At 65.2% G+C, this 21,978-nt stretch carries 20 protein-coding genes; 19 read left to right on the forward strand and 1 reads right to left on the reverse strand.

Features of this window, described 5'->3' with window-relative positions:
• Window positions 1–10: 10 nt before the first annotated feature.
• The 6 genes from ABZ789_RS14405 (at window position 11) to rutA (ABZ789_RS14430) (ending at window position 7,791) form a co-directional block, all read left to right on the forward strand.
• Window positions 11–889 (forward strand): sulfurtransferase, encoded by an 879-nt coding sequence (locus tag ABZ789_RS14405; protein WP_358424724.1) that lies wholly within the window; start codon window positions 11–13, stop codon window positions 887–889.
• A 123-nt stretch (window positions 890–1,012) separates the two neighbouring features.
• On the forward strand, window positions 1,013–1,639 hold the full coding sequence (gene pnuC, locus ABZ789_RS14410) for a nicotinamide riboside transporter PnuC (RefSeq protein WP_358424726.1): 627 nt from the start codon (window positions 1,013–1,015) through the stop codon (window positions 1,637–1,639).
• Window positions 1,639–2,721, forward strand: a complete 1,083-nt coding sequence (locus ABZ789_RS14415; RefSeq protein ID WP_358424728.1) for an AAA family ATPase — start codon at window positions 1,639–1,641, stop codon at window positions 2,719–2,721. Before pnuC ends, ABZ789_RS14415 begins: the two co-directional genes overlap by 1 nt.
• A gap of 160 nt (window positions 2,722–2,881) precedes the next feature.
• Complete coding sequence (gene rph / locus ABZ789_RS14420; RefSeq protein ID WP_358424730.1) at window positions 2,882–5,413, forward strand: rifamycin-inactivating phosphotransferase; 2,532 nt, start codon at window positions 2,882–2,884, stop codon at window positions 5,411–5,413.
• Window positions 5,414–5,523: 110 nt separating this feature from the next.
• Complete coding sequence (locus ABZ789_RS14425) at window positions 5,524–6,573, forward strand: LacI family DNA-binding transcriptional regulator (protein ID WP_358424732.1); 1,050 nt, start codon at window positions 5,524–5,526, stop codon at window positions 6,571–6,573.
• A gap of 132 nt (window positions 6,574–6,705) precedes the next feature.
• Complete coding sequence (gene rutA / locus ABZ789_RS14430) at window positions 6,706–7,791, forward strand: pyrimidine utilization protein A (protein ID WP_358424734.1); 1,086 nt, start codon at window positions 6,706–6,708, stop codon at window positions 7,789–7,791.
• A 204-nt stretch (window positions 7,792–7,995) separates the two neighbouring features.
• Here the strand turns inward: rutA (ABZ789_RS14430) and ABZ789_RS14435 are convergent, their stop codons facing one another.
• Window positions 7,996–8,763, reverse strand: coding sequence for an SDR family oxidoreductase (locus tag ABZ789_RS14435; protein ID WP_358424736.1), 768 nt, complete (start codon window positions 8,761–8,763; stop codon window positions 7,996–7,998).
• Between the two features lie 284 nt (window positions 8,764–9,047).
• Here ABZ789_RS14435 and ABZ789_RS14440 point away from each other — a divergent pair, with 284 nt between their 5' ends.
• From ABZ789_RS14440 to rutA (ABZ789_RS14500), 13 genes are all read left to right on the forward strand, one after another.
• On the forward strand, window positions 9,048–9,815 hold the full coding sequence (locus tag ABZ789_RS14440; RefSeq protein WP_358424738.1) for a hypothetical protein: 768 nt from the start codon (window positions 9,048–9,050) through the stop codon (window positions 9,813–9,815).
• Window positions 9,812–11,446 (forward strand): ABC transporter substrate-binding protein, encoded by a 1,635-nt coding sequence (locus tag ABZ789_RS14445; protein ID WP_358424740.1) that lies wholly within the window; start codon window positions 9,812–9,814, stop codon window positions 11,444–11,446. The genes ABZ789_RS14440 and ABZ789_RS14445 overlap by 4 nt, the downstream gene beginning before the upstream one ends.
• A 38-nt stretch (window positions 11,447–11,484) precedes the next feature.
• Window positions 11,485–12,222, forward strand: a complete 738-nt coding sequence (locus tag ABZ789_RS14450) for a hypothetical protein (protein WP_358424741.1) — start codon at window positions 11,485–11,487, stop codon at window positions 12,220–12,222.
• Window positions 12,215–13,246 (forward strand): alcohol dehydrogenase catalytic domain-containing protein, encoded by a 1,032-nt coding sequence (locus tag ABZ789_RS14455; RefSeq protein ID WP_358424743.1) that lies wholly within the window; start codon window positions 12,215–12,217, stop codon window positions 13,244–13,246. Before ABZ789_RS14450 ends, ABZ789_RS14455 begins: the two co-directional genes overlap by 8 nt.
• The gene (locus tag ABZ789_RS14460) at window positions 13,230–14,363 is read left to right on the forward strand and encodes an ABC transporter permease (RefSeq protein ID WP_358424745.1); all 1,134 of its coding nucleotides are present in this window, start codon (window positions 13,230–13,232) and stop codon (window positions 14,361–14,363) included. Before ABZ789_RS14455 ends, ABZ789_RS14460 begins: the two co-directional genes overlap by 17 nt.
• Window positions 14,360–15,190, forward strand: a complete 831-nt coding sequence (locus tag ABZ789_RS14465) for an ABC transporter permease (protein WP_358424747.1) — start codon at window positions 14,360–14,362, stop codon at window positions 15,188–15,190. Before ABZ789_RS14460 ends, ABZ789_RS14465 begins: the two co-directional genes overlap by 4 nt.
• Window positions 15,183–16,097 carry an ABC transporter ATP-binding protein gene (locus tag ABZ789_RS14470; RefSeq protein ID WP_358424749.1) on the forward strand — a complete coding sequence of 305 codons (915 nt, stop codon included), beginning with the start codon at window positions 15,183–15,185 and terminating at the stop codon, window positions 16,095–16,097. Before ABZ789_RS14465 ends, ABZ789_RS14470 begins: the two co-directional genes overlap by 8 nt.
• Window positions 16,094–16,966 (forward strand): dipeptide/oligopeptide/nickel ABC transporter ATP-binding protein, encoded by an 873-nt coding sequence (locus ABZ789_RS14475; protein ID WP_358424751.1) that lies wholly within the window; start codon window positions 16,094–16,096, stop codon window positions 16,964–16,966. The genes ABZ789_RS14470 and ABZ789_RS14475 overlap by 4 nt, the downstream gene beginning before the upstream one ends.
• Window positions 16,963–17,709: a hypothetical protein gene (locus tag ABZ789_RS14480; protein ID WP_358424753.1), complete on the forward strand. Its 747-nt coding sequence runs from the start codon at window positions 16,963–16,965 to the stop codon at window positions 17,707–17,709. Before ABZ789_RS14475 ends, ABZ789_RS14480 begins: the two co-directional genes overlap by 4 nt.
• Window positions 17,710–17,808: 99 nt before the next feature.
• Window positions 17,809–18,612, forward strand: coding sequence for an IclR family transcriptional regulator (locus ABZ789_RS14485; protein WP_358424755.1), 804 nt, complete (start codon window positions 17,809–17,811; stop codon window positions 18,610–18,612).
• A gap of 72 nt (window positions 18,613–18,684) precedes the next feature.
• On the forward strand, window positions 18,685–19,434 hold the full coding sequence (locus tag ABZ789_RS14490) for an arylmalonate decarboxylase (RefSeq protein WP_358424757.1): 750 nt from the start codon (window positions 18,685–18,687) through the stop codon (window positions 19,432–19,434).
• 28 nt (window positions 19,435–19,462) lie between these two features.
• The gene (locus tag ABZ789_RS14495) at window positions 19,463–20,647 is read left to right on the forward strand and encodes an NAD(P)/FAD-dependent oxidoreductase (protein WP_358424759.1); all 1,185 of its coding nucleotides are present in this window, start codon (window positions 19,463–19,465) and stop codon (window positions 20,645–20,647) included.
• Window positions 20,648–20,857: 210 nt separating this feature from the next.
• Entirely contained in the window at window positions 20,858–21,943 is a 1,086-nt protein-coding gene (gene rutA, locus ABZ789_RS14500) for a pyrimidine utilization protein A (protein ID WP_358424734.1), read from the forward strand.
• Window positions 21,944–21,978 lie beyond the last annotated feature (35 nt).

A 21,978-nucleotide genomic window follows, 5' to 3' on the forward strand; every position in this document is an offset into this window, starting at 1 on the left:
AGAACCTCCTATGAGCGACACGAAGCCGAACACGGTCTCCCCGGAGTGGCTGTACGAGCAGCTGGGGGACGAGGATCTCGTCATCGTCGATGCCACCGTGCACCTGAGCATGCCGCCGGACGGATCGGTGCACATCGAACCCGGGTTGGCGACCTACCTGGAGGAGCACATTCCCGGCGCGGTGTACGCCGACCTGTTCACCGACTTCTCCGACCACCTGGCACCGCAACCGTTCACGGCGGCATCGTCGGAGCGATTCGCGATCGCCGCCGGGGCGGTGGGGATCGGGGAGGGGCGACGCGTCGTGCTGTACGACCAGAAGAACGGCATCTGGGCAGCGCGACTGTGGTGGCAACTGCGGCTCGAAGGTTTCGACGACGCCGCCGTGCTCGACGGAGGGCTGCCTGCGTGGAAGCTCTCCGGATATCCGGTCTCCGACGAGCAGGTGGTGCCGCGTGGCGCGACCTTCACTCCGAACCATCGTCCGGGCCTTGTCTTCTCGACCGAGGAGATCGCAGCGTCGCTCGACGACCCGAACACACTGATCATCAACGCGCTGGACCCCGCTACCTACCGCGGGGAGAGCCCGTCCTATCCGCGGCGCGGGCACATCCCCGGCAGCATCAACATCCCGTTCGGCGATCTCGTCGACTCCGAGACGGGTCGGTTGAAGGCGGCGGCGGAGCTGCGGGACATCTTCGAGAAGGCGGGTGCGCTGAATCCGGAGGTGAAGCCGGTGACCTACTGCGGCGGCGGTATCGCGGCTGCGGGGCTTGCCCATGCGCTCGCTGCCGCCGGCCGGTCGGATGCCGCGGTCTACGACGGTTCACTCAATGCGTGGACCGCCGACGAATCGCTGCCGCTCGTGGAAGGCCCCGACCCTCGCTGAGTGGTGAACTTCGGTGTTCTCCACCTCGGTATTCGCGGTCGAGAACACCGAAGTCGTGTCCGGCCGTTGCCCTTATTAGAGCAAACATGATCTAATCGCTGCCACAAGCGAAAGGTGGCGACGATGATCGCATTTCTGAACTCGACAGCGTTCACCGTGTCCGGTGTGCCCACGACGTGGGCCGAGGTGTTCGGTTTCGTCACCGGTGCATGGTGTGTGTACTTGGTCGGGCGGCAGTCGATCCACAACTGGCCCATCGGCATCGCAAACAATCTCGTGTGGATCCTGCTCTTCGCGACCGCCGGACTCTACGCGGATTCCGGACTTCAGGTGGTCTACATCGCCCTCGCGGTGTGGGGATGGAGCAACTGGGCGCGGGGGCGAGAGGGGAACGCCCTGCCGGTGACGGCTACGAGCACGGCCGAATGGGGTGCGCTCGCAGTCGTCGGCGTCGCCTCGGTGATCGCTCTGACCGCACTACTCGAGGTGGCGACGAACTCCACCGTCGCGTTCTGGGATGCGGCCACCACGGTGCTGTCCCTGCTGGCGACCTGGGGACAGGCGAAGAAGCGGTGGGAGTCCTGGCTGCTGTGGATTGCGGCCGATCTGATCTACATCCCGCTCTACCTGCACAAGGGTCTGACGTTGACGGCACTGCTGTACGTGGGATTCCTGCTTCTGTGCGTCCGCGGACTGATCGCCTGGCGCCGGTCGATGGTGACCGAGCGGAAACTCGTGGAGGTGTGCTGATGTATCGGCACGCGCTCGTCATAGGCAAGTTCTATCCACCCCATGCCGGTCATCATCACCTCGTGCGATGCGCGGCGGACATCGCCGACCGCGTCACCGTCGTGGTGATGTCTTCTGCGGCAGAGTCGATTCCGTTGGAAGATCGGGTGTCCTGGATGCGGGAGTCGCACGTCGGCGACCCGACGGTCTCGATCACCGGAATTCCTTGCGACGCACCGATGGATCTCGAGTCGAGCGCCGTCTGGGCCGCGCAGGTGGCCTGCATGAAAGCGGCCGTGCGCGCCGTCACCGACATTCCTGTCGATGCGGTGGTATCCAGTGAGAAGTACGGTGACGAACTCGCGCAACGCTTCTCGGCCACCCATGTGTGCGTCGACCCGGAACGCATCGTGTACCCGGTATCCGGGACTGCGTGCCGCACGGATCTGGCTCGCTGTTGGGACGACCTCGATGCACCGGCGCGGGCGGGACTCACGACTCGCATCGTCGTCCTCGGCTCCGAGTCGACAGGCACCACGACGGTCAGCCGTGCACTGGCCCGCCGGTACCGGAAACGCGGAGGTGTCTGGGCGCGGACGCGGTGGGTGGCCGAGTACGGGCGTCGCGCCACCCACGACAAACTCGAGCAGGCTCGCGAGGTCGATCCGACCACGACGATGGACGACCTCGTCTGGACCAGTGACGACTTCGCCCACATCGCAGTCGAACAGTCCAGGCAGGAGGACGACGCGGCTCGCCGGGGATCACCGTTGCTGGTCTGTGACACCGATGCCTTCGCGACAACCGTGTGGGAACGTCGCTATCTCGGTAGCAGCGGCGGAGCATGGCCGGGTGTCCGCGAGCGGCGAGCGCTGTATCTGGTCACCGATCACGTCGGCGTCCCCTTTGTCCAGGACGGTATTCGGGACGGTGAGCACATCCGCGGCCGAATGACGGACTGGTTCGTCGACGCTCTCACCGCGACGGGGCGCTCCTGGGTGTTGCTCACGGGCACGCTCGAGGAACGGATAGATCTGGCGGAACGAGTGACAGACCAGGCGCTGCGTGTGAGTTCGGAGTTCGGGGTGCCGTTCCAGCTATGAACTTCGGTGTCTCCGACATCGGTATTCGCGGTCGGGAACACCGAAGATTCGGTTTCGTCTTTCCCCTTTCACGTTATACAGGATCCGTCGCCCTCATGAGGATCGAAAATCCGGTTCATACTCGCCGGAACAGCATCGGATCAGCAGGTGGGGAACCGGAATGGGATACATACTCGACCTTCAGGACATCGACCGGACGACGATCTCGGACGTGGGTGGCAAGGCGGCGAACCTCGGAGAGTTGCGACGCATCGACGGTGTCGACGTGCCGGACGGCTTCTGTGTGACGACAGGAGCCTTCCGCGCGATTCTCTGCAAGGCGCCGCACATTGACGAGCTGCTCGAGCAACTTGCGCGGGTTCGCCCCGAGGATCGGGCCGGCATCGCAGCGCTGAGCAGTCAGGTCCGGAAGGAGATCGAAGGGTGCCCGATGCCGGACGGTCTCGCCGAGGAGATCGTCGGACGTCTCCACGCACTCGGCGGTGATGCCGTCGCCGTGCGCTCCAGCGCGACCGCCGAAGACCTGCCCACGGCTTCATTTGCAGGACAACAGGACAGCTACCTGAATGTCGGCGGAGCGGAGGAGGTGATCCGGCACGTCCACAAGTGCTGGGCATCGCTGTTCACCGAGCGCGCCGTCGCTTACCGGCTGCGTAACGGTTTCGGCCACGGCGGGGTCGGGATGGCCGTGATCGTGCAACGGATGGTGTTCCCACAGGCGTCGGGCGTCCTGTTCACCGCCGATCCCGTCATTTCCGACCGCACGGTCGCACGGGTGGACGCGGGATTCGGGCTCGGGGACGAGCTGGTGTCCGGTCTGGTGAACGCAGACGTGTACACCGTGCGGGCGGACAAAGTCGTGGACAGAATGCAGCGACAGGAGACACCGGTCCTGACCGACCCGCAGATCCGAGATCTCGTACACCTGGGACGGACGATCGAAGCGCATTTCGGGTGTCCGCAGGACATCGAGTGGTGCCTGGTGGGCGGTGCTTTCCGGATCGTGCAGAGCCGTCCGATCACCACTCTGTTCCCGATCCCGGAGGCCGATGACGACGAGAACCACGTATATGTCTCCGTCGGCCATCAGCAGATGATGACCGACGCGATGAAGCCGCTCGGGATCTCCGTGTGGCAAATGACGAGCCGGGCGCCCATGCGTCACGCGGGTGGGAGGTTGTTCGTCGACGTCACGTCGATGCTGGCCTCGCCTGCGCGGGGGCCCGAACTGGCGGCGGCGCTCGGTACATCCGACCCGCTGATCGGGGACGCGCTGCAGACCGTTCTCGATCGCGGATTCGTTCCGGTACGTCCGGACGACGATTCGCCCGGTGCGCCGGTCGGTCTTCCGCCGGCCTCACCCGACCTCGACCCCGCCATCGTCCCGGCACTCATAGCGCAGGGAGAAGCATCGGTCGCCGAATGCGCGCAGGCGATCGAAGGCAAATCCGGACCGGCGCTGCTCGACTTCATCCGTGCCGATATCGCGGAGCTGCAGCGGAGGCTGTTCGATCCACGCAGCGGGGAGGCGATCATGGCGGGAATGGAGGCTGCGACCCGGCTGAACCATCTGGTCGCGGATTGGTTGGGGGAGAGGAACGTTGCAGACACCATCAGTCGATCGGTGCCGCACAACGTCACGTCCGAGATGGGCCTGATGCTGCTCGACGTCGCAGACGCCATCCGGCCGTACCCGGAGGTGGTGACATTCCTGAAGTCGTTGGAAGACAGTGGATTCGACGACGAATGTTTCCTCCGCGAACTGGAACAGCGAGAGGGAGGCACGCCCGCGCGGGCGGCCTTCGACGAATACCTGACCCGGTACGGCATGCGGTGCGTCGGAGAAATCGACATCACGCGACCCCGGTGGAGTGAACAGCCCACCGCTCTCGTGCCGGCGGTTCTGAGCAACATCGAGAACTTCGATCCGGGAGAACGTCGACGACGCGTCGAACGCGGCAGCCGGGAGTCGCGGCAGAAGGAAGCGATACTGCTCGAGGGCGTGCGCGCGTTGCCGGACGGGGAGCAGAAGGCGGACGAGATCAAGGGTCTGATCGACCGAATCCGGAACTTCGCGGGATACCGCGAGTATCCGAAGTACGCAATGGTCGCTCGCTACTTCGTCTACAAGCAGGCCTTGTTGCGTGAAGCCGGACGTCTGGTCGCCGCCGGGGTGATCCGCGAGAAGGAGGACATCTTCTACCTGCGGTTCGACGAACTCGAGGGGGCAGTGAGGACGTCTCGACCGTACGACGAGGTCGTCGCCGAACGGAAAAGCGAATTCGTCGCGTTCGAAGCACTGAAACCGCCGCGCGTGCTCCTGTCGACGGGGGAGGCCCTCTCCGGTGCGTACCGCCGGGAGAATCTGCCCGAGGGCGCGCTGGTGGGATTGGCCGTCTCTGCCGGAATCGTCGAAGGCCGGGCGCGGGTCGTCACCGACATCTCCCGGGCCGATCTGGCCCCGGGCGACATCCTTGTCACCGCATACACCGACCCGAGTTGGACACCCTCGTTCGTGGCGGTCGACGGACTGGTGACGGAGGTCGGGGGCCTGATGACCCACGGTGCTGTGATCGCCCGCGAGTACGGACTGCCGGCCGTGGTGGGGGTACAGAACGCCACCGGTCTCATTCGTGATGGGCAACGAATCCGCGTGAACGGCGCGGGCGGGTACGTCGAGATCCTGGCCTGAGGTGCGCAGGCGACCCGCACTCGGGTTTCGTACGCATTTCACGGGTGTTCTCCACGTGAAACAGGCCCGCAGTGTGGCTCTCTCGCCCCGCCTCTCCTTACAATCCGGGAATGAGCAACAGGTCGGTCACCAGTTACGACGTCGCCCGCCGCGCGGGTGTGTCGCAGTCGACCGTCTCACGTGCGCTGCGCGACGATCCGCGAGTCGTCGAGGACACGCGGGTGCGTATCCGGGCGCTGGCGAAGGAGATGGGCTACGTACCTCATGTCACGGCACGGAGCCTGATTACCCGGAAATCGTGGACGATCGGCATCGTCAGCGGCGACCTGCACAATCCGTCGTATCCCACGCTCGTGAACACCCTCCAGGACTGCTTCGCCGGCAACGACTACCGGGTGTTGCTCATGAGCGACCGCACCGAGGGATCCTTGGAGAAGGACATCCTCGCCCTCCGCGGCGGACTGGTGGACGGGGTCGTGTTCATCTCCTCCCGGCTCGATTCTCCGATGGTGTCGGAGATGATCGACTGGAACATCCCACTGGTGATTCTCAACCGTGACGTGGACGGTAAGTACGCCGACAAGGTGGACCGGGTGACCTCGGACAATGCCGGCGGGGGCCGGCTCGTCGCGCAACATCTCGTGGAGATGGGGCATACGAGGATCGGTCTGATCTCAGGACCGTTGCAGCACCCGAGTATCCGGCTGCGTGAGTTGGGTTTCCGTGAGGAGCTCGAGGACCGGGGCATCGTGGTCGAGGAGCGGCATATTCACCGGGGCCCGGTGGATGCTGCCACCGGGCTCGAGGGTGGACTTGCTCTGCTCGCTGCTCCGGACCGTCCGACGGCGGTCTTCTGTGCCACCGACTACATCGCCTACGGCACCATCGACGCCGCCCAGCGGCTGAAGCTCGATGTGCCGGGGGATGTTTCGATAGTCGGTTACAACGATCTGCAGCAGTCGAGCTGGGCGATCTTCGATCTCACGACGGTGCGCCAACCGTTCGGTGAGATGGCTGCGGCTGCGGCAGAACTTCTCCTCGCACGGATCGACGGAACAGCAGACCGTCCCGTACACCGCAGCTTCGGGGTTCAGTGGGTGGAGCGAGGGAGCGCGTCGTGCCATCCCGCGGCGTGTGCGGATCTTGTCCTCGATCGTTAACACGGGCAACAGATCTGTTACCGGTGGGCACGAAGACGGCAACAACTGCTGGATACATTCGAATGCACAGCGAGTCGGGCAGTGTGGCCGGGTCGCGTCCTCGAATCTCCCCGCCCGTCAGGAGTGCGTGACATGGAAATCGGTGTGTTCATTCCCATCGGAAACAACGGTTGGCTCATCTCCAAGAGTGCCCCGCAGTACATGCCCTCGTTCGAACTCAACAAGACGATCGTGCAGAAGGCGGAGAAGCACGGCCTCGACTTCGCCCTGTCGATGATCAAGCTCAAGGGTTTCGGTGGCGAGACCGAGTTCTGGGATCACAATCTCGAATCGTTCACGCTCATGGCCGGTCTTGCGGCGGTAACCGAGAAGATCAAGCTGTTCGCTTCCACTCCGATCCTGACCCTGCCGCCGGCGATGGTGGCCCGGATGGCGTCGACGATCGATTCGATCGCTCCTGGCCGGTTCGGTGTGAACATCGTGACCGGTTGGGCGCCCAACGAGTACACGCAGATGGGGTTGTGGCCGGGCGAAGAGTACTTCGGTTATCGCTACGCGCAGGCCACCGAGTATGTGACGGTGATGAAGCAGTTGTGGGCGGACGGGGTCAGTAATTTCAAGGGCGAGCACTACACGATGGACGAGTGTGTGCTGTCGCCGAGTCCGTCCGGCGGTGGGGTTCCGATCGTGGCGGCCGGGCAGTCCAAGAGTGGTATGAAGTTCGCCTCGGAGATGGCGGATTTCAATTTCATCATGGGTTCGGGTATCAACACTCCGACGGCGATCTCGGAGTCGGTGGCCACTCTCGTCGAGGCGGCCGGTGAGACGGGCCGGGATGTGGGTGCGTTGACGTTGTTCATGATCATTGCCGATGAGACGGATGAAGCGGCGCAGGCGAAGTGGCAGGATTACCACGACAATGCCGATCTGGCGGCGCTGGGGTATATGGCGGATCAGTCGGCGGCCGATGCCACCGCGGACGATGCGTCGACGGCGAAGACCATTTCGTTGCCCGAGGGTGCGGTGAATTTCAATATGGGCACGCTGGTGGGTTCCTACGAGACGGTGGCGAGGATGCTCGACGAGGTCGCTGAGCTCGAGGGCATCAAGGGCGTCATGCTCACGTTCGACGATTTCGTCGAGGGTATCGAGAACTTCGGTACCCGGATCCAGCCGTTGATGAAGAGCCGCACCACCATCCAGGCCGCCGCAGCCTGACACGAACGCAGCCCGACAACACCGCCGTCACTCGACGGACGGACAATCGACCAGGCCCCCGGCCAGCTCGAATCACAAGGAGGCTCGACCCTCCACGTGGTTCGGGGCCGGGGGTCTGCTCTGCGCTGCCGATCGCGTCGGCAGGGTCGAACCCGAGTCTTCCCGTCCGGCAGTTACATCCCGGACGGGAAGGTCGAAAGTCGTTCACACCCCGGACGTGTCCATCCCGGCCACCGTGCGGTAGATACCGGCCGAGACGTGGAGACGTTGTCCCGTGATGAAGCGGGCCTCCTCCGAGGCGAGGAAACGCACGGCGTTCGCGACATCGATCGACTCTACGGCACGTCCCATGGGGGACGGGGACACCAGCCGGGCGAGGGTCGTCGGCTCCAATGCGTTCAGTTTCTCGTTCGCGATGAGCCCCGGCACCACCGAATTGACGGTGATGCCGTGGCGACCGAACTCCAGAGCCAGAGTTCGTGTCAGTCCGTCGGTTGCCGCCTTCGACACGGCATAGTTCGCGTTCCGGGAGCTGCCGGTCGCGCCGATCGATGTGACGTTCACGATCCGGCCGAACCCCCGTTCCACCATCGCGGGGACCACTGCCTGCGCGCACCACCAGGAAGTCCGGAGGTTCGCATCGAGCGTGAACTCCAGATCTTCCGGCTGCAACGACTCGAAGGCTCCCGTGCGCATGCCACCGGCGTTGTTCACGAGGATCTCCACAGGCCCGAGTTCCTCTGTGACCCTGCGTACTACGTCCAGAGCGCATTCCTGGTGATCGATCGTTCCCTCGATCACGCGCACCTCGGTCAGCGTCTTCAGTTCGTTCGCAAGCCGGTCGACCGACGGATTCGATTTCCGGACCTGGAGGGCGACCGACGCGCCCCCTTCCGCCAGCACGTGTGCGATCACCGACCCGGTGTGTCCTCCGGCGGCTGTCACCAGGGCGACACGGTTCTCTACCTGCATTTTCTGTATTCCCTTCGGCAGCAGGAAGTTAGAGCTACAGGAGTATGGAATCACGCATCACCCTCCCCGTCGAACCCGTTCTCGGCGGTTGAGACGACTGTCCTCATATACCGAGGGGCGTTATCAACATGGGATGCGTGATCGTCCCGGATTATTAACCCCCAGGAAATCGATTCCCGGCAAATGGGGTGCAGAATCATGTTCATGCGAATCCCCGTGCAAGCGAATGCTGTCCGCATGTCCCGTTGTTCCGTCCGATGAAACCCCACGTCCAGTACCGGCACGTGACCGAGTCGGCCTGGATGAATCTCGGGGCGGGCGCCCGATGCCGCGAACTCAACCGTGATGAGAGCGAGGATGCGACGATCTCGCTCTTCGAGGTGCCAGACGGATGGTCCGACGCCGAAATCGGTCTGGGGAACGGTGATCTCGAGGTGTTCGTCCTCGAAGGGGAACTCCTCTTCGAGGACGGTGCATCAGGAGCGGCGGGGAGCTACCATCGCTGGCTCTCCGGGACAGGTTCCACTGCGGTCGTGCGATCCGCGTGTCCCGTTGTGATGCTCGTCCAGCGGGTGGGGGTTGTCGTGCCGCCCCGGGGCGGAGCAGACGTTGTGCTCCACACGGATCCGGTCGATTTTTTGTGGAGGGCCCACGGGCAGGGCAGAAATCGATCCGAGATGGCAGTTCTCCGTGAGGATCCAGACACGGGGTCCCAGACCTATGCGCTCAGGCTTCCCCCGGGGTGGGTCGGACGCGCGGGGCAGCATTTCCACACCGTGTCGGAGGAGGCATTCATCGTCACCGGCGACGTCGCCCTCGAGGAGGAACCGGTTTACGCCTCGGGAAGTTACCTCTTCCGACCCCCTCATGTGGTGCACGGTGCTCGCGAACGCAGCGAGACCGGGTGCTTCGCGCTCACTTGGACAAGTGGGCCAATAGATTTCAACTACGTGACCGTCGAAGGTCCGATGCCCGTACCGAGCGGTATCCCGCGCTCGGGCGGATGCTTCGGAATCCACTCGCACCAGATCGATTCGGAGAACCACACGTGATCGTTTCAACTCTCGGACCGGCCGTGCGCCGGCGTGCGCTCCGCTGGACTGCTGTGGCCACCGCCCTCACCTTTGCGGTGAGCGGTTGCGCGGGTGCCGGCGGTGCGACCTCCACGAACGGAGCGTCGAGCGACAACCAGCTCACCCTGTCCGTGCCGGCGGTGCCGAACACGCTCTACCCGCTGATGGAGCCGGTCGCAGCGCAGTTCGCGCACCTCCCGATGCTCAGCAGCCTGCTGCAGTACGAACCCCAGGAACGTGGCGAGTCGGTGCTCCCCGGTGTGGACCAGGTGGTCCCCGGGCTGGCGGAGTCGTACGAGCTCGTACCCGAAGGGCTGGTCCTGAAGCTGCGTGACGCCACGTCGGCGGCCGGAAACCCCCTCACCGCAGAGGATGTCGCCTACACCTTCGAGCGGGCGGTCGCGGTCGAGGACTCCATCGGGAAGTTCCTCATGACCACCGGCGGCCTCGATCCCGCCGAGCCCGTCACCATCATCGACGAGGGCACCGTCCGGCTGAACGGTGCGGTCACACCCCTGGTCCTGTTCGCGATCACCTACTACTATCCCGGCATTCTCGACAGCACCGCTGTGAAGGAACACGCTACGGAGGACGATCCGTGGGCGGCGGAGTGGCTGCGCACGAACAGCGCCAACTTCGGTCCGTACACGGTAGAGTCGTTCCAGCCCGGTGAACGTATCGTCTACACCGCCAACGAGAACTACTGGGAGGGCGAGCCGCCCTACGACAGCGTGGTGGTGCTGAGTGCCGGTGCCCAGTCGCCAGTCCAGCTGCTCAAGTCCGGGTCCGCCGATTTCGCGGCCCGCGTGCCGGGCAACGTCTACGACGAGATGAAGGACGTCGCCGGGTTCGACACCTACGTCTCTCCCTCGTTGAGTCAGCAGGTGGTCGTGCTCAACAAGAAGGCGATCCCGGCGCTCGCGAACGCCGACGTGCGACGGGCCATGTCCATGGCGGTCGACCGGCAGCTGCTCGCCGACACCGTGTACAGCGGCACGGCCGAGCCCTCGGAATCGGTGTTGTCGTCCAGCGTCCCTGGCGTGGACGGTGCCCCCGGTAAGTACTTCTCGTACGACCTGGAGGAGGCGAAGCGGCTCATGGCGTCGACGCCCTTCGCCGACGGCTTCGATCTGACCCTCACCGTCAGCGCCGGTTCAGCGCCGGGCGTCGACGCGAACAGTGTCGCGATCGCCCTGCAGTCCGTATGGAAGGAGTTGGGGGTGAGGGTGCAGATCGAGAACGTCGGTAGCGCGTCGCGCTTCTCGGAGGTGCAGACGACGTCGTCGTTCGACGCCCTGCTCACCAGTGAGGCGCCGGCCGCCGCCGACATCGCTTACGCCATGAGCCTGCTGCACACGAAGGGTGGCCCCTTCAACTACGGCTTCGACGACGAGCCCGTCGTCAACGACCTGGTGGCCCAGGCGGTCGCTCAGCCCCTCGGTGAGGAGCGCACCCGGCTGGGTGTCGAGGCGGTCGCGGCGTGGAACGAGACGATGGGATCGATCCCGCTGGTAGATACCGGCATCGCCTATGTCGCGGCCGACGGTACCTGCGGACTCGCCACGTACCCCTATCTCGCACCGCTCGCCTACCGTTTGTCGCCCTGCTGAACGCAGGACCGGCACCAACGCGACGAAAGGGAACGACAGTGACTGATCGGACCGTCATCGTGCGGACCGCCGATATGGAGTGGGCACCGGTGCCCAACGCTCCAGGCTTGTTCACCAAACTGCTCCGCGCACGCCCGGGAGGCGGGCGCACCGCGCTCCAGCGGATCGACACGAACGAGGGCTACACGCCCCCGACCCGTGCTCACTTCCACAATGTCTACGAAGAGATCATGTGCGTGAAGGGCGCCATGAGTTTCGATTCGGTGATGTGGCTCGAACCGGTCGACTACGTCTACCACCCTCCGCGTACGGTCCACGGCTTCATGAGCGCGCTGAAGGAGGAGGCCTGGTTCTTGTCCCGGGTGGGCGGGGCCCTCGATTTCAACTACATCGACGAACCCCTCGCCCGCGAGGCGTACGCCGTCGGCCGGTATCCGGAGACGAGACCGCTCGTCTACGCACCCCAGCCACTCGGGAGCGAGCAGGGGGACGACGGGGTCAAGGCGGTTCCCCTGAGCATCGACGCGGCCAGCGGCGTGGGGAGCCGGGTGGTGGAACTGCCCGCGGGCGCAGGCTACGACCTCGGGGGCCACGAGGACACGGACGTCGAGTTCTTCGTGGTGACCGGAGCCGTGACGTACAGGGGCGCCGACCTGGAGGAGGGGACGTTCGTGTTCTCGCCCGGGCGGTCCTCGGACACCGAGCCTCTCGTCGCCTCCGCCGGAGGTGCCGTGGTGTACGTGACCTTCCTGCCGAAGGAGGATGACGATGCGTAGGGCCGTGGTAGCCAGACCCGGTGTCGTCGACGTCGTGGACGCGCCTATCCCTGCCATCACCGAGAACCAGGTGCTGGTGCGCGTTCTTCGGTTTTCACCCTACGGCACCGACATCGAGATCGCCGCTGCCCGCGAGCCCCGCTATCTTCGGAACTCCTATCCCATCGGATTCGGTGTGGATTTCGCAGGTGTGGTCGAGCAGGTGGGTGCCGCAGTAGAGCGCTGGTCGGTCGGCGAGCGCGTCACCGCCACGGGCCTACCGGCGTGCGGGACGTGCCGGATGTGTCTTGCCGGCCGGGCGAACCTGTGCCGGGGCTTCATCGCCGGTGAGTTCCCCCGCCAGGAGGTCGCACAGGAGTACATCGCTGTGGACGCATCGCATCTCACCCGCATTCCCCTCGGGGTGGACCTCGACGACGCGGCGATGCTGTCCGGAGTCATGACGGCGGTCAACGGATTCGACCTCGTACGAACCGAGAGCGGCGAGGACTGCGTCGTGGTCGGCCTGGGCGCGATGGGACTTGCCGCGGTGGCGGTCGCCGTGGCACTCGGTCTCCGTGTCATCGGACTCGGCGTGGGAGAGGAGAACCGGCGCATGGCACGCGAACTCGGCTGCCACAAGGTCATCGACGTCCCCGAGCGCAACTTCCCGATCCGCGACCTGGTTCATGAGGTGCTGCCGGACGGCCCCTCGGTGGTCTACGAATCTACCTGCAGCGATTGGGGTATCGCCCAGTCGTTCGAGGTGTGTGGATACGGCGGCCGGGTCGCGCTCCTGGGTGGAGGGTCACTTCCCGTCGACGGATGGGCGCTGATCGAGCGGGAACTGACGGTCGTCGGCGTCCGTGCTGCCCCGAACAAGGAGAAGTCGCTCCACCTGCTGGAGCAGGCTTCCCTCGACCTGAAGCCCACTATTGCGCGGCGGATCACGCTCGAGGAACTTCCTGTGGTCTTCGACGGATGGATCAATCGGACCCCGGATCGGGTGAGAGGGAGGGTGATGGTGGATGTCTCAAACGGTTGATCGAACTGCTCTGCCCGCGTCCCCGGCGCCGGACGTCCCGGACGCGTCCCCGGCGTCCCCGCCCAGCGGTCCCTCCGGGCTAAGGGTGTGGCAGCGCCTGCCCTGGGGGGTGCGCTACTTCCTCGGACGTCTCGCTCTCGTACCGGTGACCCTGTTCGCGCTGTGCACTCTGGCCTTCGGTCTGGTGAATCTGATCCCGAGCAATCCCGCCGGTGTCCTTCTCGGCGACTTCGCGACGCCAGAGGAGATCGCCCGGGTCAATGCCGAACTAGGTCTCGACCAGAGCCTCTGGGCCCGCTACGTGGAGTTCCTGAAGGCACTGGCAAGCGGCTCACTGGGAGAGTCCTACTTCACCGGCGAGTCCGTCACGGCCGCACTGGGTGCCCGCGCGGCGTCGACACTCGAACTCGTCGTCGGCGCATGGATCGTCGCCCTCGTGCTCGGTACCGCCCTCGGCGTGGCCATGGCGTACTGGAAGTCGCCGGTCGGACGATCGTCGATCAGCACAGGTGTCGCACTGATTCAGGCCATCCCGGACTTCGTCCTGGGCATCCTGGGCAGCCTCGTGTTCTTCTACTTCCTCGGCGCACTGCCGCTCCCGTTGGGGCAGCTCCCCATGACAGCGGCACCACCTTCGGCCATCACCGGCGCAGCGTTCCTGGACGCTCTGCTCACCGGCGACTGGAGCACGGCCGGTGCGGCCGCCCAACAGATGATCCTGCCGATCGCGGCGCTCGGGATCTCCGGCAGCGTCGTGTTCGCCCGGGTCGTGTACGCGGCGGCCTCCGAGGTCTTCGCATCGTCGCATACCGCGTTCGCCCGTGCCCGTGGACTGAGTGAACCGACCGTCGTCCGCCTCGCGGTGCGTGCCTCGCTCCTGCCCGCGGTGGCGGCAAGCGGCATCGTCGTCGGTGGCCTGATCGGCGGCAGCGCGGTGGTCGAGGTCGTCTTCAACTGGCAGGGGCTCGGCCAGTGGGGCGCCGAGGGCGCGCTCGAGGCAGACATTCCGGTGCTCGAGGGCTACATCATTGCCGGCGCGGGCTTGGCACTGCTCGCGTACATCGTCGCCGACATGTCCATGTATTGGCTCGATCCGAGAGTGCGGGTGAAGAGATGAAACGTCCCGACTGGAGTGTCGTCGTCGCCCTCGTCGTGGTGATGGGACTCTTGCTGGCAGGCTTCGGCCCCCTGCCCTTCGACCCGCGGCAACCGCACCTCGAGGCGATCCTGGCGGGTCCCGGCACCACCCACTGGTTCGGAACGGATCGCAGCGGCCTCGACGTGTTCTCCGTGACGCTCGCTGCGACCGCGGAGATCCTGCCCATTGCGCTCGTGGGGACGTTGGTCGGCGGAGTGCTCGGCGTCGTTCTCGGCGCCTTGGCGGCCTCGGTCCTGTCGGGCCGGGCGTCGGGTTCGGCCGGCCGCAGCGAATGGCTCCTGCGCCTCCTCGACATGTTGCAGTCACTGCCCGTCGCCGTCCTGATGATTATCGTGGTCGGTATCGGGGGTCGGGGCACCAACGTCGCCGGGGTGATCGCCGCCCTCGCGTTGGTCAATATCCCGCTGTTCGCGAAGGTCACCTACGCCCAAGCACTGTCGGTGGTCCATGAACCGTACGTCGTCGCGGCGCGCGGTTACGGAGCCTCTCGAATGCGAATCGCATTACGGCACATACTTCCCGGGGTGTCGGGCATCGTCGCCGGCCAATTCTCGCTGTCGATCGGCAACGCGATCATCGCCCTCGCAGCATTGGGTTTTCTGGGAATCGGCATCGCGCCGCCCGACCCGAGCTGGGGCGAACTCATCCGGCAGGGCTCGGAGGAGGTCGCCAGCGGGGTCTGGTGGCTGCTGGTCTTCCCGACCGCCACGATCTGCGCGCTCGTCCTGGCACTGAATGCTCTGGCACGTCGCCTCTCGAACAGGAAGGGGATGGCTCATGCCTGAGTCCGCAGTGCTCGGCACACGGCGAGACCGCCTCGGTACACAGGCGGAGCCGGTGCTGTCCGTCTCGCACCTGAACGTCACCTATCCAGGACAGCAGCCCGGCAGCAGCGCCGTGGACGACGTATCGATCGACCTGCACCGTGGCGAGATCGTCGCCGTGGTGGGGGAGTCCGGGTCCGGTAAGTCCACCCTCGTCCGCTCCGTGATCCGGCTGCTGCCGGCCTCGGCCGAGATCCGGGGAACGATCGGTGTCGTGGCACGCGACGGCAGCCGGTATGACGACCTGCTCGCGCTTCCGGACCGCACATTGCGTCAGATCCGCGGCCGGGTTGTCGGATTCGTCCCCCAGAGCACGTCCGGGGCGCTGAATCCGGTGATCTCGATCCGCCGCCAGTTCGAACTCACCCTGCGGTCCGAGCGGATGGGCAGGAAGGAGATTCGGGAACGGGCGATCGAGGCGCTGTTCGATGCCGGGGTCCGGGACGTCGACGCCGTGTGGCAGGCCTACCCCCATGAACTGAGCGGTGGTCTCGCCCAACGGGTCGTGATCGCGCTGGCCATCTGCAAACGACCCAGTGTTCTGCTGGCCGACGAACCTACGACCGCCCTGGACCCGATCGTCCAGGCCGACGTGCTGGCACGCCTGCGGCACACCGTGATGGAGACCCGCTCGGCGGCGCTGCTGATCACCCACGACCTCGGTGTGGCGGCACGCTATGCCGATCGCATTGTCGTGATGCTGAACGGCCGGGCCGTCGAATCCGGAGCGGTGGCCGACGTCGTCTCCGATCCGCAGCACCCGTACACGCGTGAACTTCTGGCGTCCGGCATAGGACGCGGCGCGGACCTGCTCGGGATCAGGGAACCGGCACTCAGCGGAACCGAACCGAAGGAGACCGATCGATGACGACGGTGGAACTCGACTCCGCGACCGGTGTCGCCGAGGAGTCGCACAAGGCGCGGAGCTGCGCGGTTTCCCTCCGGAACGTGACCAAGCGTTACCGGAAGGGCAACCGGGATGTGTTGGCGCTCGACCGGGTGAACCTGACGATTCGCGCGGGGGAGCGGCTGGCGCTCATCGGTGAGAGCGGATCGGGGAAATCCACGATCGGCAAGCTCGTCCTGGGACAGATCCAGTCGGACGAGGGAGAAGTGGACGTCCTCGGAACCGGAACGCTCACCGGCAAGGAACACTCCCGGCAACTGGCCCGTCGCGTGGGATTCGTGTTCCAACAGCCGTTCGACTCGCTCGACCCGCGGATGAAGGTCGGCTCGTCTCTGGCCGAACCCCTGCGCATTCACCGGCGCGACCTGTCGAAGGCCGAGATCACCGAGCGGGTATCCGACGGGCTCTCTGCCGTGGGGCTTCCCCGCGAGTTCGTCTCCCGCTATCCGGGACAACTGAGTGGCGGTCAGGCACAACGCGTATGCATCGCGCGGGCGTTGATGTTGCAGCCCGATCTGCTCGTGCTCGACGAACCGACCTCGGCGCTGGACGCGACAAGCCAACGCGAGGTGCTGCGTCTCCTGTGCGATCTACACAGTGCACGAGAGATCGCTTGGTTGTTCATCACGCACGACCTGCGCGTCGCCGAAGCGATCACCGACACGACGGTGGTCCTGCGACACGGCGTCATGGTCGAGTACGGCCCGACGGTCGACGTGCTGGGAAATCCCTCCACCGACTACGCCCGCCGGCTTATCGACGCCAGCCTCGGATCAGGTCTCCACGCCGCGGAGTTCGCTACCGAGGTACTCGGGAAGGTGGCGCGGTGACGACACAGGAGACGAGCCGGACGCCGGCCGGCACTCGGGTGTGTTACGACGCGAACGAGTCCCGACGGGTACCCCTGCCCGGCGGTAACGGATCGTGGACGGTGCTCCGCCGGTCGTCGGACGGGGTCGTGCTGTCGGCGATCGTCCACCTGGCACCCGGATTCATTCGCTCCCTCCGAATGCGCGCGGGGGAATTGCCGACGATCGGCTACGTCCTCGGGGGGATGCTCAGGATTCGGGGAACGGAGTGCCGCCGCGGCACGATGGTGGCGCTGCGCCCCCGCGACGACGAGGAACTCACCGTCACCAGCAGCGAGGGCGCAACCGTGGTGCTCATCCGCCGTTCCGACAACGGCGCTTGCCCGGGGCTTGCCGACAGCGGGGAGACCGTTCTGGTGGCGACGCCGGAGGATATGCCGGTGGTCGAGTCGGTCGTGGCAGGGAAGAAGACAGGTATCACCCGCAGGGTCATGTGGGTGGATTCGACCCTCGGTGGCGATATCCGCGAGCTGACCGTGCCGCCCGGATTCGTCGGAGCCGGCCGCGGTCACCATCCTTGCGGCGAGGAGATCCTCTGCCTGGGCGGCGCGATCACGGCGGACGAACAACACGAGATGAAGCAGGGTTGGTATCTGTACAACCCGGCAGGGTACGTGCACGGCGGGCACGAGTTCTCCGAACACGGAACAACACTGCTCGAATGGCACGACGGCGCTTGGGATCTGATCCTCGAGCCCGCATGACCGGTGCTGTGACGACGGCGCCGTACCGGAAGTGCGGTGCGCGGCGGCGCGGCGCGAAGAGCATCGCACACAGTTCGTAAGCGACGTGGAGGAGTGCACATGGCGACGAGGAACGCCGTCGATACACAGAAACGCCCCGAGAAGGCGTCACGGACGTCCGGGAGCGGCTCCGAGAGCCACCGCCGCCGACTGGGTGTACTGCTCGGATTCACCGAGGAATTCCATACCCAGACGGTCCAGGAGATCGCTGCGCGCGTGGACATCCCGGTCAGCTCGGCGTACCGCTATGTCAGTCAGCTCCGAGAGGTCGGACTGCTCGAGGAAGCCGAGTTCGGCGGCTACCGTGTCTCCCTGCGCGCGGTCGAGCTCGCCCGGGCCGCGCGGGCCGGCTCCGCAGGCATCGTCGAGGTGACGCGGCCGGTGCTCGAGCGGCTGACCCGTGAATACGGTGAAACCTCGCTCCTCATCAGGCGACTGGGCCATGCCGTCGTTGCTGTAGATATGGAGGAGACCCGGTCCTCGGTACGGCTGGCGTTCGAACGCGGGCGCCTCATGCCCCTGCACCAGGGCGCCGCGGCACGCGTTCTGCTGGCGGCCATGAAACCCAAGGAACGTGCCGAGTACTACGCCTCGATCTACTCCTTCAGCGCGAATCCGGATCTGCCGGGCGATGCCGAACTCACCGAGATCGGCGAGCAAGGCTGGGCCGAGAGCTTCGGCCAGATCGAGGAAGGCATCTGGGGATGTGCCGCGGTCATCAAGGCGCGCCGCCAGGTCGTCGCCGCGTTGAGCATGGCCGGACCCATTTATCGATTGGACGCGACCCGACGCGAACAGGTGAAGACTGCGGTGAAAGACGCCGCGGACGAGATCAACGCACACCTGGCGGGCATCGAGTTCTGAAGGATCGAGCCGGGTGTAGCCCGCCGCGCGGTAACTCTAAAACACTTTCTGCACAATTATTTAGGGGTTTCAATGGGATTGGATGTCACCGGCTACCGAGCGAAGATCGGAGTGGTGGTTCCTTCGACGAACACCGTCGTCGAACACGATTGTGCACTGCTGGCGCCGCACGGCGTGACCTTCCATGTAGGCCGCTCCTACGTGGAGCACCCCGCGATGGACGACCATGAGACGTTCATGGGGCTCCAGAAGCAGATCAACGACTCGACGGCCGTGGCACTGCGCGATGTGATGACGACCGAACCCACCCACATCATGATGGGCATGTCGGCCCCCACCTTCTGCGACGGGGTGGCCGGCAACGAGGAGTTCCGTCGTCGCGTCACCGCGCAGGTGGGAGGTCTCCCGGTCACGACGGGTGCCTCCGCCTGCCGCGCCGCGCTCGAAGCACTCGAGGTCAAAAGGATCGCGGTGTTCTCGCCCTACCAGCCGGTCGCCGACCGATGGGTCGACCAGTACTTCGGGGAGGCGGGATTCGACGTCCTCCACGTGACGGGTCTGCGCATCCCGTCGGCCACGGCGATCGCCGAGGTCGGGCCGGAACAGATCATCGATGTGCTCCGGCGGATCGACGGACCGGAGGTCGAGGCGATCGTCCAGGTTGGAACCAATCTCTCGATGATCCGCGTCGCGGATCAGGCCGAACACTGGCTCGGCAAGCCGGTGATCGCGATCAATGCGGCCACCATCTGGCACACGCTGCGGACGGCGGGGTTCGACGACACCTGGGGTGACGCCGGGACGTTGCTGCGGCACCACTGACCGATATCTCTCGAAGGAGCTCGACAGAATGATGCAGGATACGAATCCGGCCGAACTCGATGCCGACGTCATCGTGGTGGGGGGCGGCCCGGTCGGGACCACCACCGCGCTCAAGCTGGCCCGCGGCGGGATGCGCGTGATCGTGCTGGAGGCACGGGAAGCGAACCTCCTGGAGGGGCGCGCCACCACCTTTCACCCTCCGACGCTGGAGATGCTCGAATCCATCGGACTCACAGAGGAACTCGTGCGGCGCGGACTCAGGGCGTCCTACTACCAGTTTCGTGACGCGAAACTGGGCAAGATCGTCGAACTCGATTTCGGCGTCCTGCACGAGGACACGCGTTACCCGTATCGGCTGCAGCTCGAGCAGAGTCACCTCACGCAGCTCGCTGTCGAAGCGCTGGAAGCGCATCCACTCGCAGATTTCCGGACCGGTTCCCGTGTGGAGTCCGTGACGCAGCTGTCCGGCAGTGTCGAGGTGCACGACGACGGTGGCGAGATCCTCCGGTCACGTTACGTCGTCGCGGCCGACGGTATGCGCAGCGTGGTGCGGACCGGTCTGGGACTCGACTTCAGCGGACACACCTACCCGGAGAGATATCTGGTGCTCGCCACGAATCTGCCCCTGCACGAGATCTTGGACGATCTCGCTGCGGTCAACTACGTCGCGGACCCGGAGTCCTGGCACGTGCTCCTCCGTAACCCGGCGGGGTGGCGGATCCTCTTCCCGGCTCCGCCCAGCGCAGGAACCGACGAAGAGGTGCTCGCCGACGACTACGTCCGTCGTGAACTCCGGCGCGTCCTGCCGGAGGCCGACCTGCCCGACCTCGAGCGTGTGACGCTCTACGAGGTGCACCGTAAGGTCGCCGAACGATTCCGGGTCGGGGACATCTTCCTGGCGGGCGACGCTGCGCACGTCAACAATCCACTCGGCGGCATGGGCATGAACAGCGGCATCCACGACGGCATGTTGCTCGCCGACGTCTTACTCGCAGGAGCCGACTCCGGCGCCTTGGACCGGTGGGCAGACAGCCGACGGGCGGTCGCGCTCGAATTCGTCGGTGAAGAGACCGAAGGAAACTGGGAGGCGCTCCGCGAGGACGACGAGGAACGCCGGGCGCAGAAGCGGGAGGAATGGCGTGCGCTCGAAGCGGACCAGACTGCTCAGCGGGAGTTCCTGTTGCGCTCGTCCATGCTGGCCAGCCTGAAGTAGAAGAGGTTTCCCGAGCCGCGGGGTGCCGGTGCACCCGCGGCTCGGTGTCGCTTCGTGCTCGGCCGCACTGATCGTTAACACGGGCAACAGATCTGTTACCGGTGGGCACGAATACGGCAACAACTGCTGGATACATTCGAATGCACAGCGAGTCGGGCAGTGTGGCCGGGTCGCGTCCTCGAATCTCCCCGCCCGTCAGGAGTGCGTGACATGGAAATCGGTGTGTTCATTCCCATCGGAAACAACGGTTGGCTCATCTCCAAGAGTGCCCCGCAGTACATGCCCTCGTTCGAACTCAACAAGACGATCGTGCAGAAGGCGGAGAAGCACGGCCTCGACTTCGCCCTGTCGATGATCAAGCTCAAGGGTTTCGGTGGCGAGACCGAGTTCTGGGATCACAATCTCGAATCGTTCACGCTCATGGCCGGTCTTGCGGCGGTAACCGAGAAGATCAAGCTGTTCGCTTCCACTCCGATCCTGACCCTGCCGCCGGCGATGGTGGCCCGGATGGCGTCGACGATCGATTCGATCGCTCCTGGCCGGTTCGGTGTGAACATCGTGACCGGTTGGGCGCCCAACGAGTACACGCAGATGGGGTTGTGGCCGGGCGAAGAGTACTTCGGTTATCGCTACGCGCAGGCCACCGAGTATGTGACGGTGATGAAGCAGTTGTGGGCGGACGGGGTCAGTAATTTCAAGGGCGAGCACTACACGATGGACGAGTGTGTGCTGTCGCCGAGTCCGTCCGGCGGTGGGGTTCCGATCGTGGCGGCCGGGCAGTCCAAGAGTGGTATGAAGTTCGCCTCGGAGATGGCGGATTTCAATTTCATCATGGGTTCGGGTATCAACACTCCGACGGCGATCTCGGAGTCGGTGGCCACTCTCGTCGAGGCGGCCGGTGAGACGGGCCGGGATGTGGGTGCGTTGACGTTGTTCATGATCATTGCCGATGAGACGGATGAAGCGGCGCAGGCGAAGTGGCAGGATTACCACGACAATGCCGATCTGGCGGCGCTGGGGTATATGGCGGATCAGTCGGCGGCCGATGCCACCGCGGACGATGCGTCGACGGCGAAGACCATTTCGTTGCCCGAGGGTGCGGTGAATTTCAATATGGGCACGCTGGTGGGTTCCTACGAGACGGTGGCGAGGATGCTCGACGAGGTCGCTGAGCTCGAGGGCATCAAGGGCGTCATGCTCACGTTCGACGATTTCGTCGAGGGTATCGAGAACTTCGGTACCCGGATCCAGCCGTTGATGAAGAGCCGCACCACCATCCAGGCCGCCGCAGCCTGACACGAACGGCGGGTGGGAGTGCGAGCGTCGAGCCG

The sequence above is a fragment of the Rhodococcus sp. NPDC047139 genome, assembly GCF_040643435.1.
Taxonomy (GTDB): Bacteria; Actinomycetota; Actinomycetes; order Mycobacteriales; family Mycobacteriaceae; genus Rhodococcus.

Coding starts and splice junctions, on each gene's coding strand:
- ABZ789_RS14435 (WP_358424736.1), bottom strand. CDS start 8,763: ATGCAGGTAGAGAACCGTGTCGCCCTGGTGACAGCCGCCGGAGGACAC.
- ABZ789_RS14495 (WP_358424759.1), top strand. CDS start 19,463: ATGATGCAGGATACGAATCCGGCCGAACTCGATGCCGACGTCATCGTG.
- ABZ789_RS14475 (WP_358424751.1), top strand. CDS start 16,094: ATGACGACGGTGGAACTCGACTCCGCGACCGGTGTCGCCGAGGAGTCG.
- ABZ789_RS14405 (WP_358424724.1), top strand. CDS start 11: ATGAGCGACACGAAGCCGAACACGGTCTCCCCGGAGTGGCTGTACGAG.
- rutA (WP_358424734.1), top strand. CDS start 20,858: ATGGAAATCGGTGTGTTCATTCCCATCGGAAACAACGGTTGGCTCATC.
- ABZ789_RS14470 (WP_358424749.1), top strand. CDS start 15,183: ATGCCTGAGTCCGCAGTGCTCGGCACACGGCGAGACCGCCTCGGTACA.
- pnuC (WP_358424726.1), top strand. CDS start 1,013: ATGATCGCATTTCTGAACTCGACAGCGTTCACCGTGTCCGGTGTGCCC.
- ABZ789_RS14415 (WP_358424728.1), top strand. CDS start 1,639: ATGTATCGGCACGCGCTCGTCATAGGCAAGTTCTATCCACCCCATGCC.
- ABZ789_RS14455 (WP_358424743.1), top strand. CDS start 12,215: ATGCGTAGGGCCGTGGTAGCCAGACCCGGTGTCGTCGACGTCGTGGAC.
- ABZ789_RS14490 (WP_358424757.1), top strand. CDS start 18,685: ATGGGATTGGATGTCACCGGCTACCGAGCGAAGATCGGAGTGGTGGTT.
- rph (WP_358424730.1), top strand. CDS start 2,882: ATGGGATACATACTCGACCTTCAGGACATCGACCGGACGACGATCTCG.
- ABZ789_RS14465 (WP_358424747.1), top strand. CDS start 14,360: ATGAAACGTCCCGACTGGAGTGTCGTCGTCGCCCTCGTCGTGGTGATG.
- rutA (WP_358424734.1), top strand. CDS start 6,706: ATGGAAATCGGTGTGTTCATTCCCATCGGAAACAACGGTTGGCTCATC.
- ABZ789_RS14460 (WP_358424745.1), top strand. CDS start 13,230: ATGTCTCAAACGGTTGATCGAACTGCTCTGCCCGCGTCCCCGGCGCCG.
- ABZ789_RS14485 (WP_358424755.1), top strand. CDS start 17,809: ATGGCGACGAGGAACGCCGTCGATACACAGAAACGCCCCGAGAAGGCG.
- ABZ789_RS14425 (WP_358424732.1), top strand. CDS start 5,524: ATGAGCAACAGGTCGGTCACCAGTTACGACGTCGCCCGCCGCGCGGGT.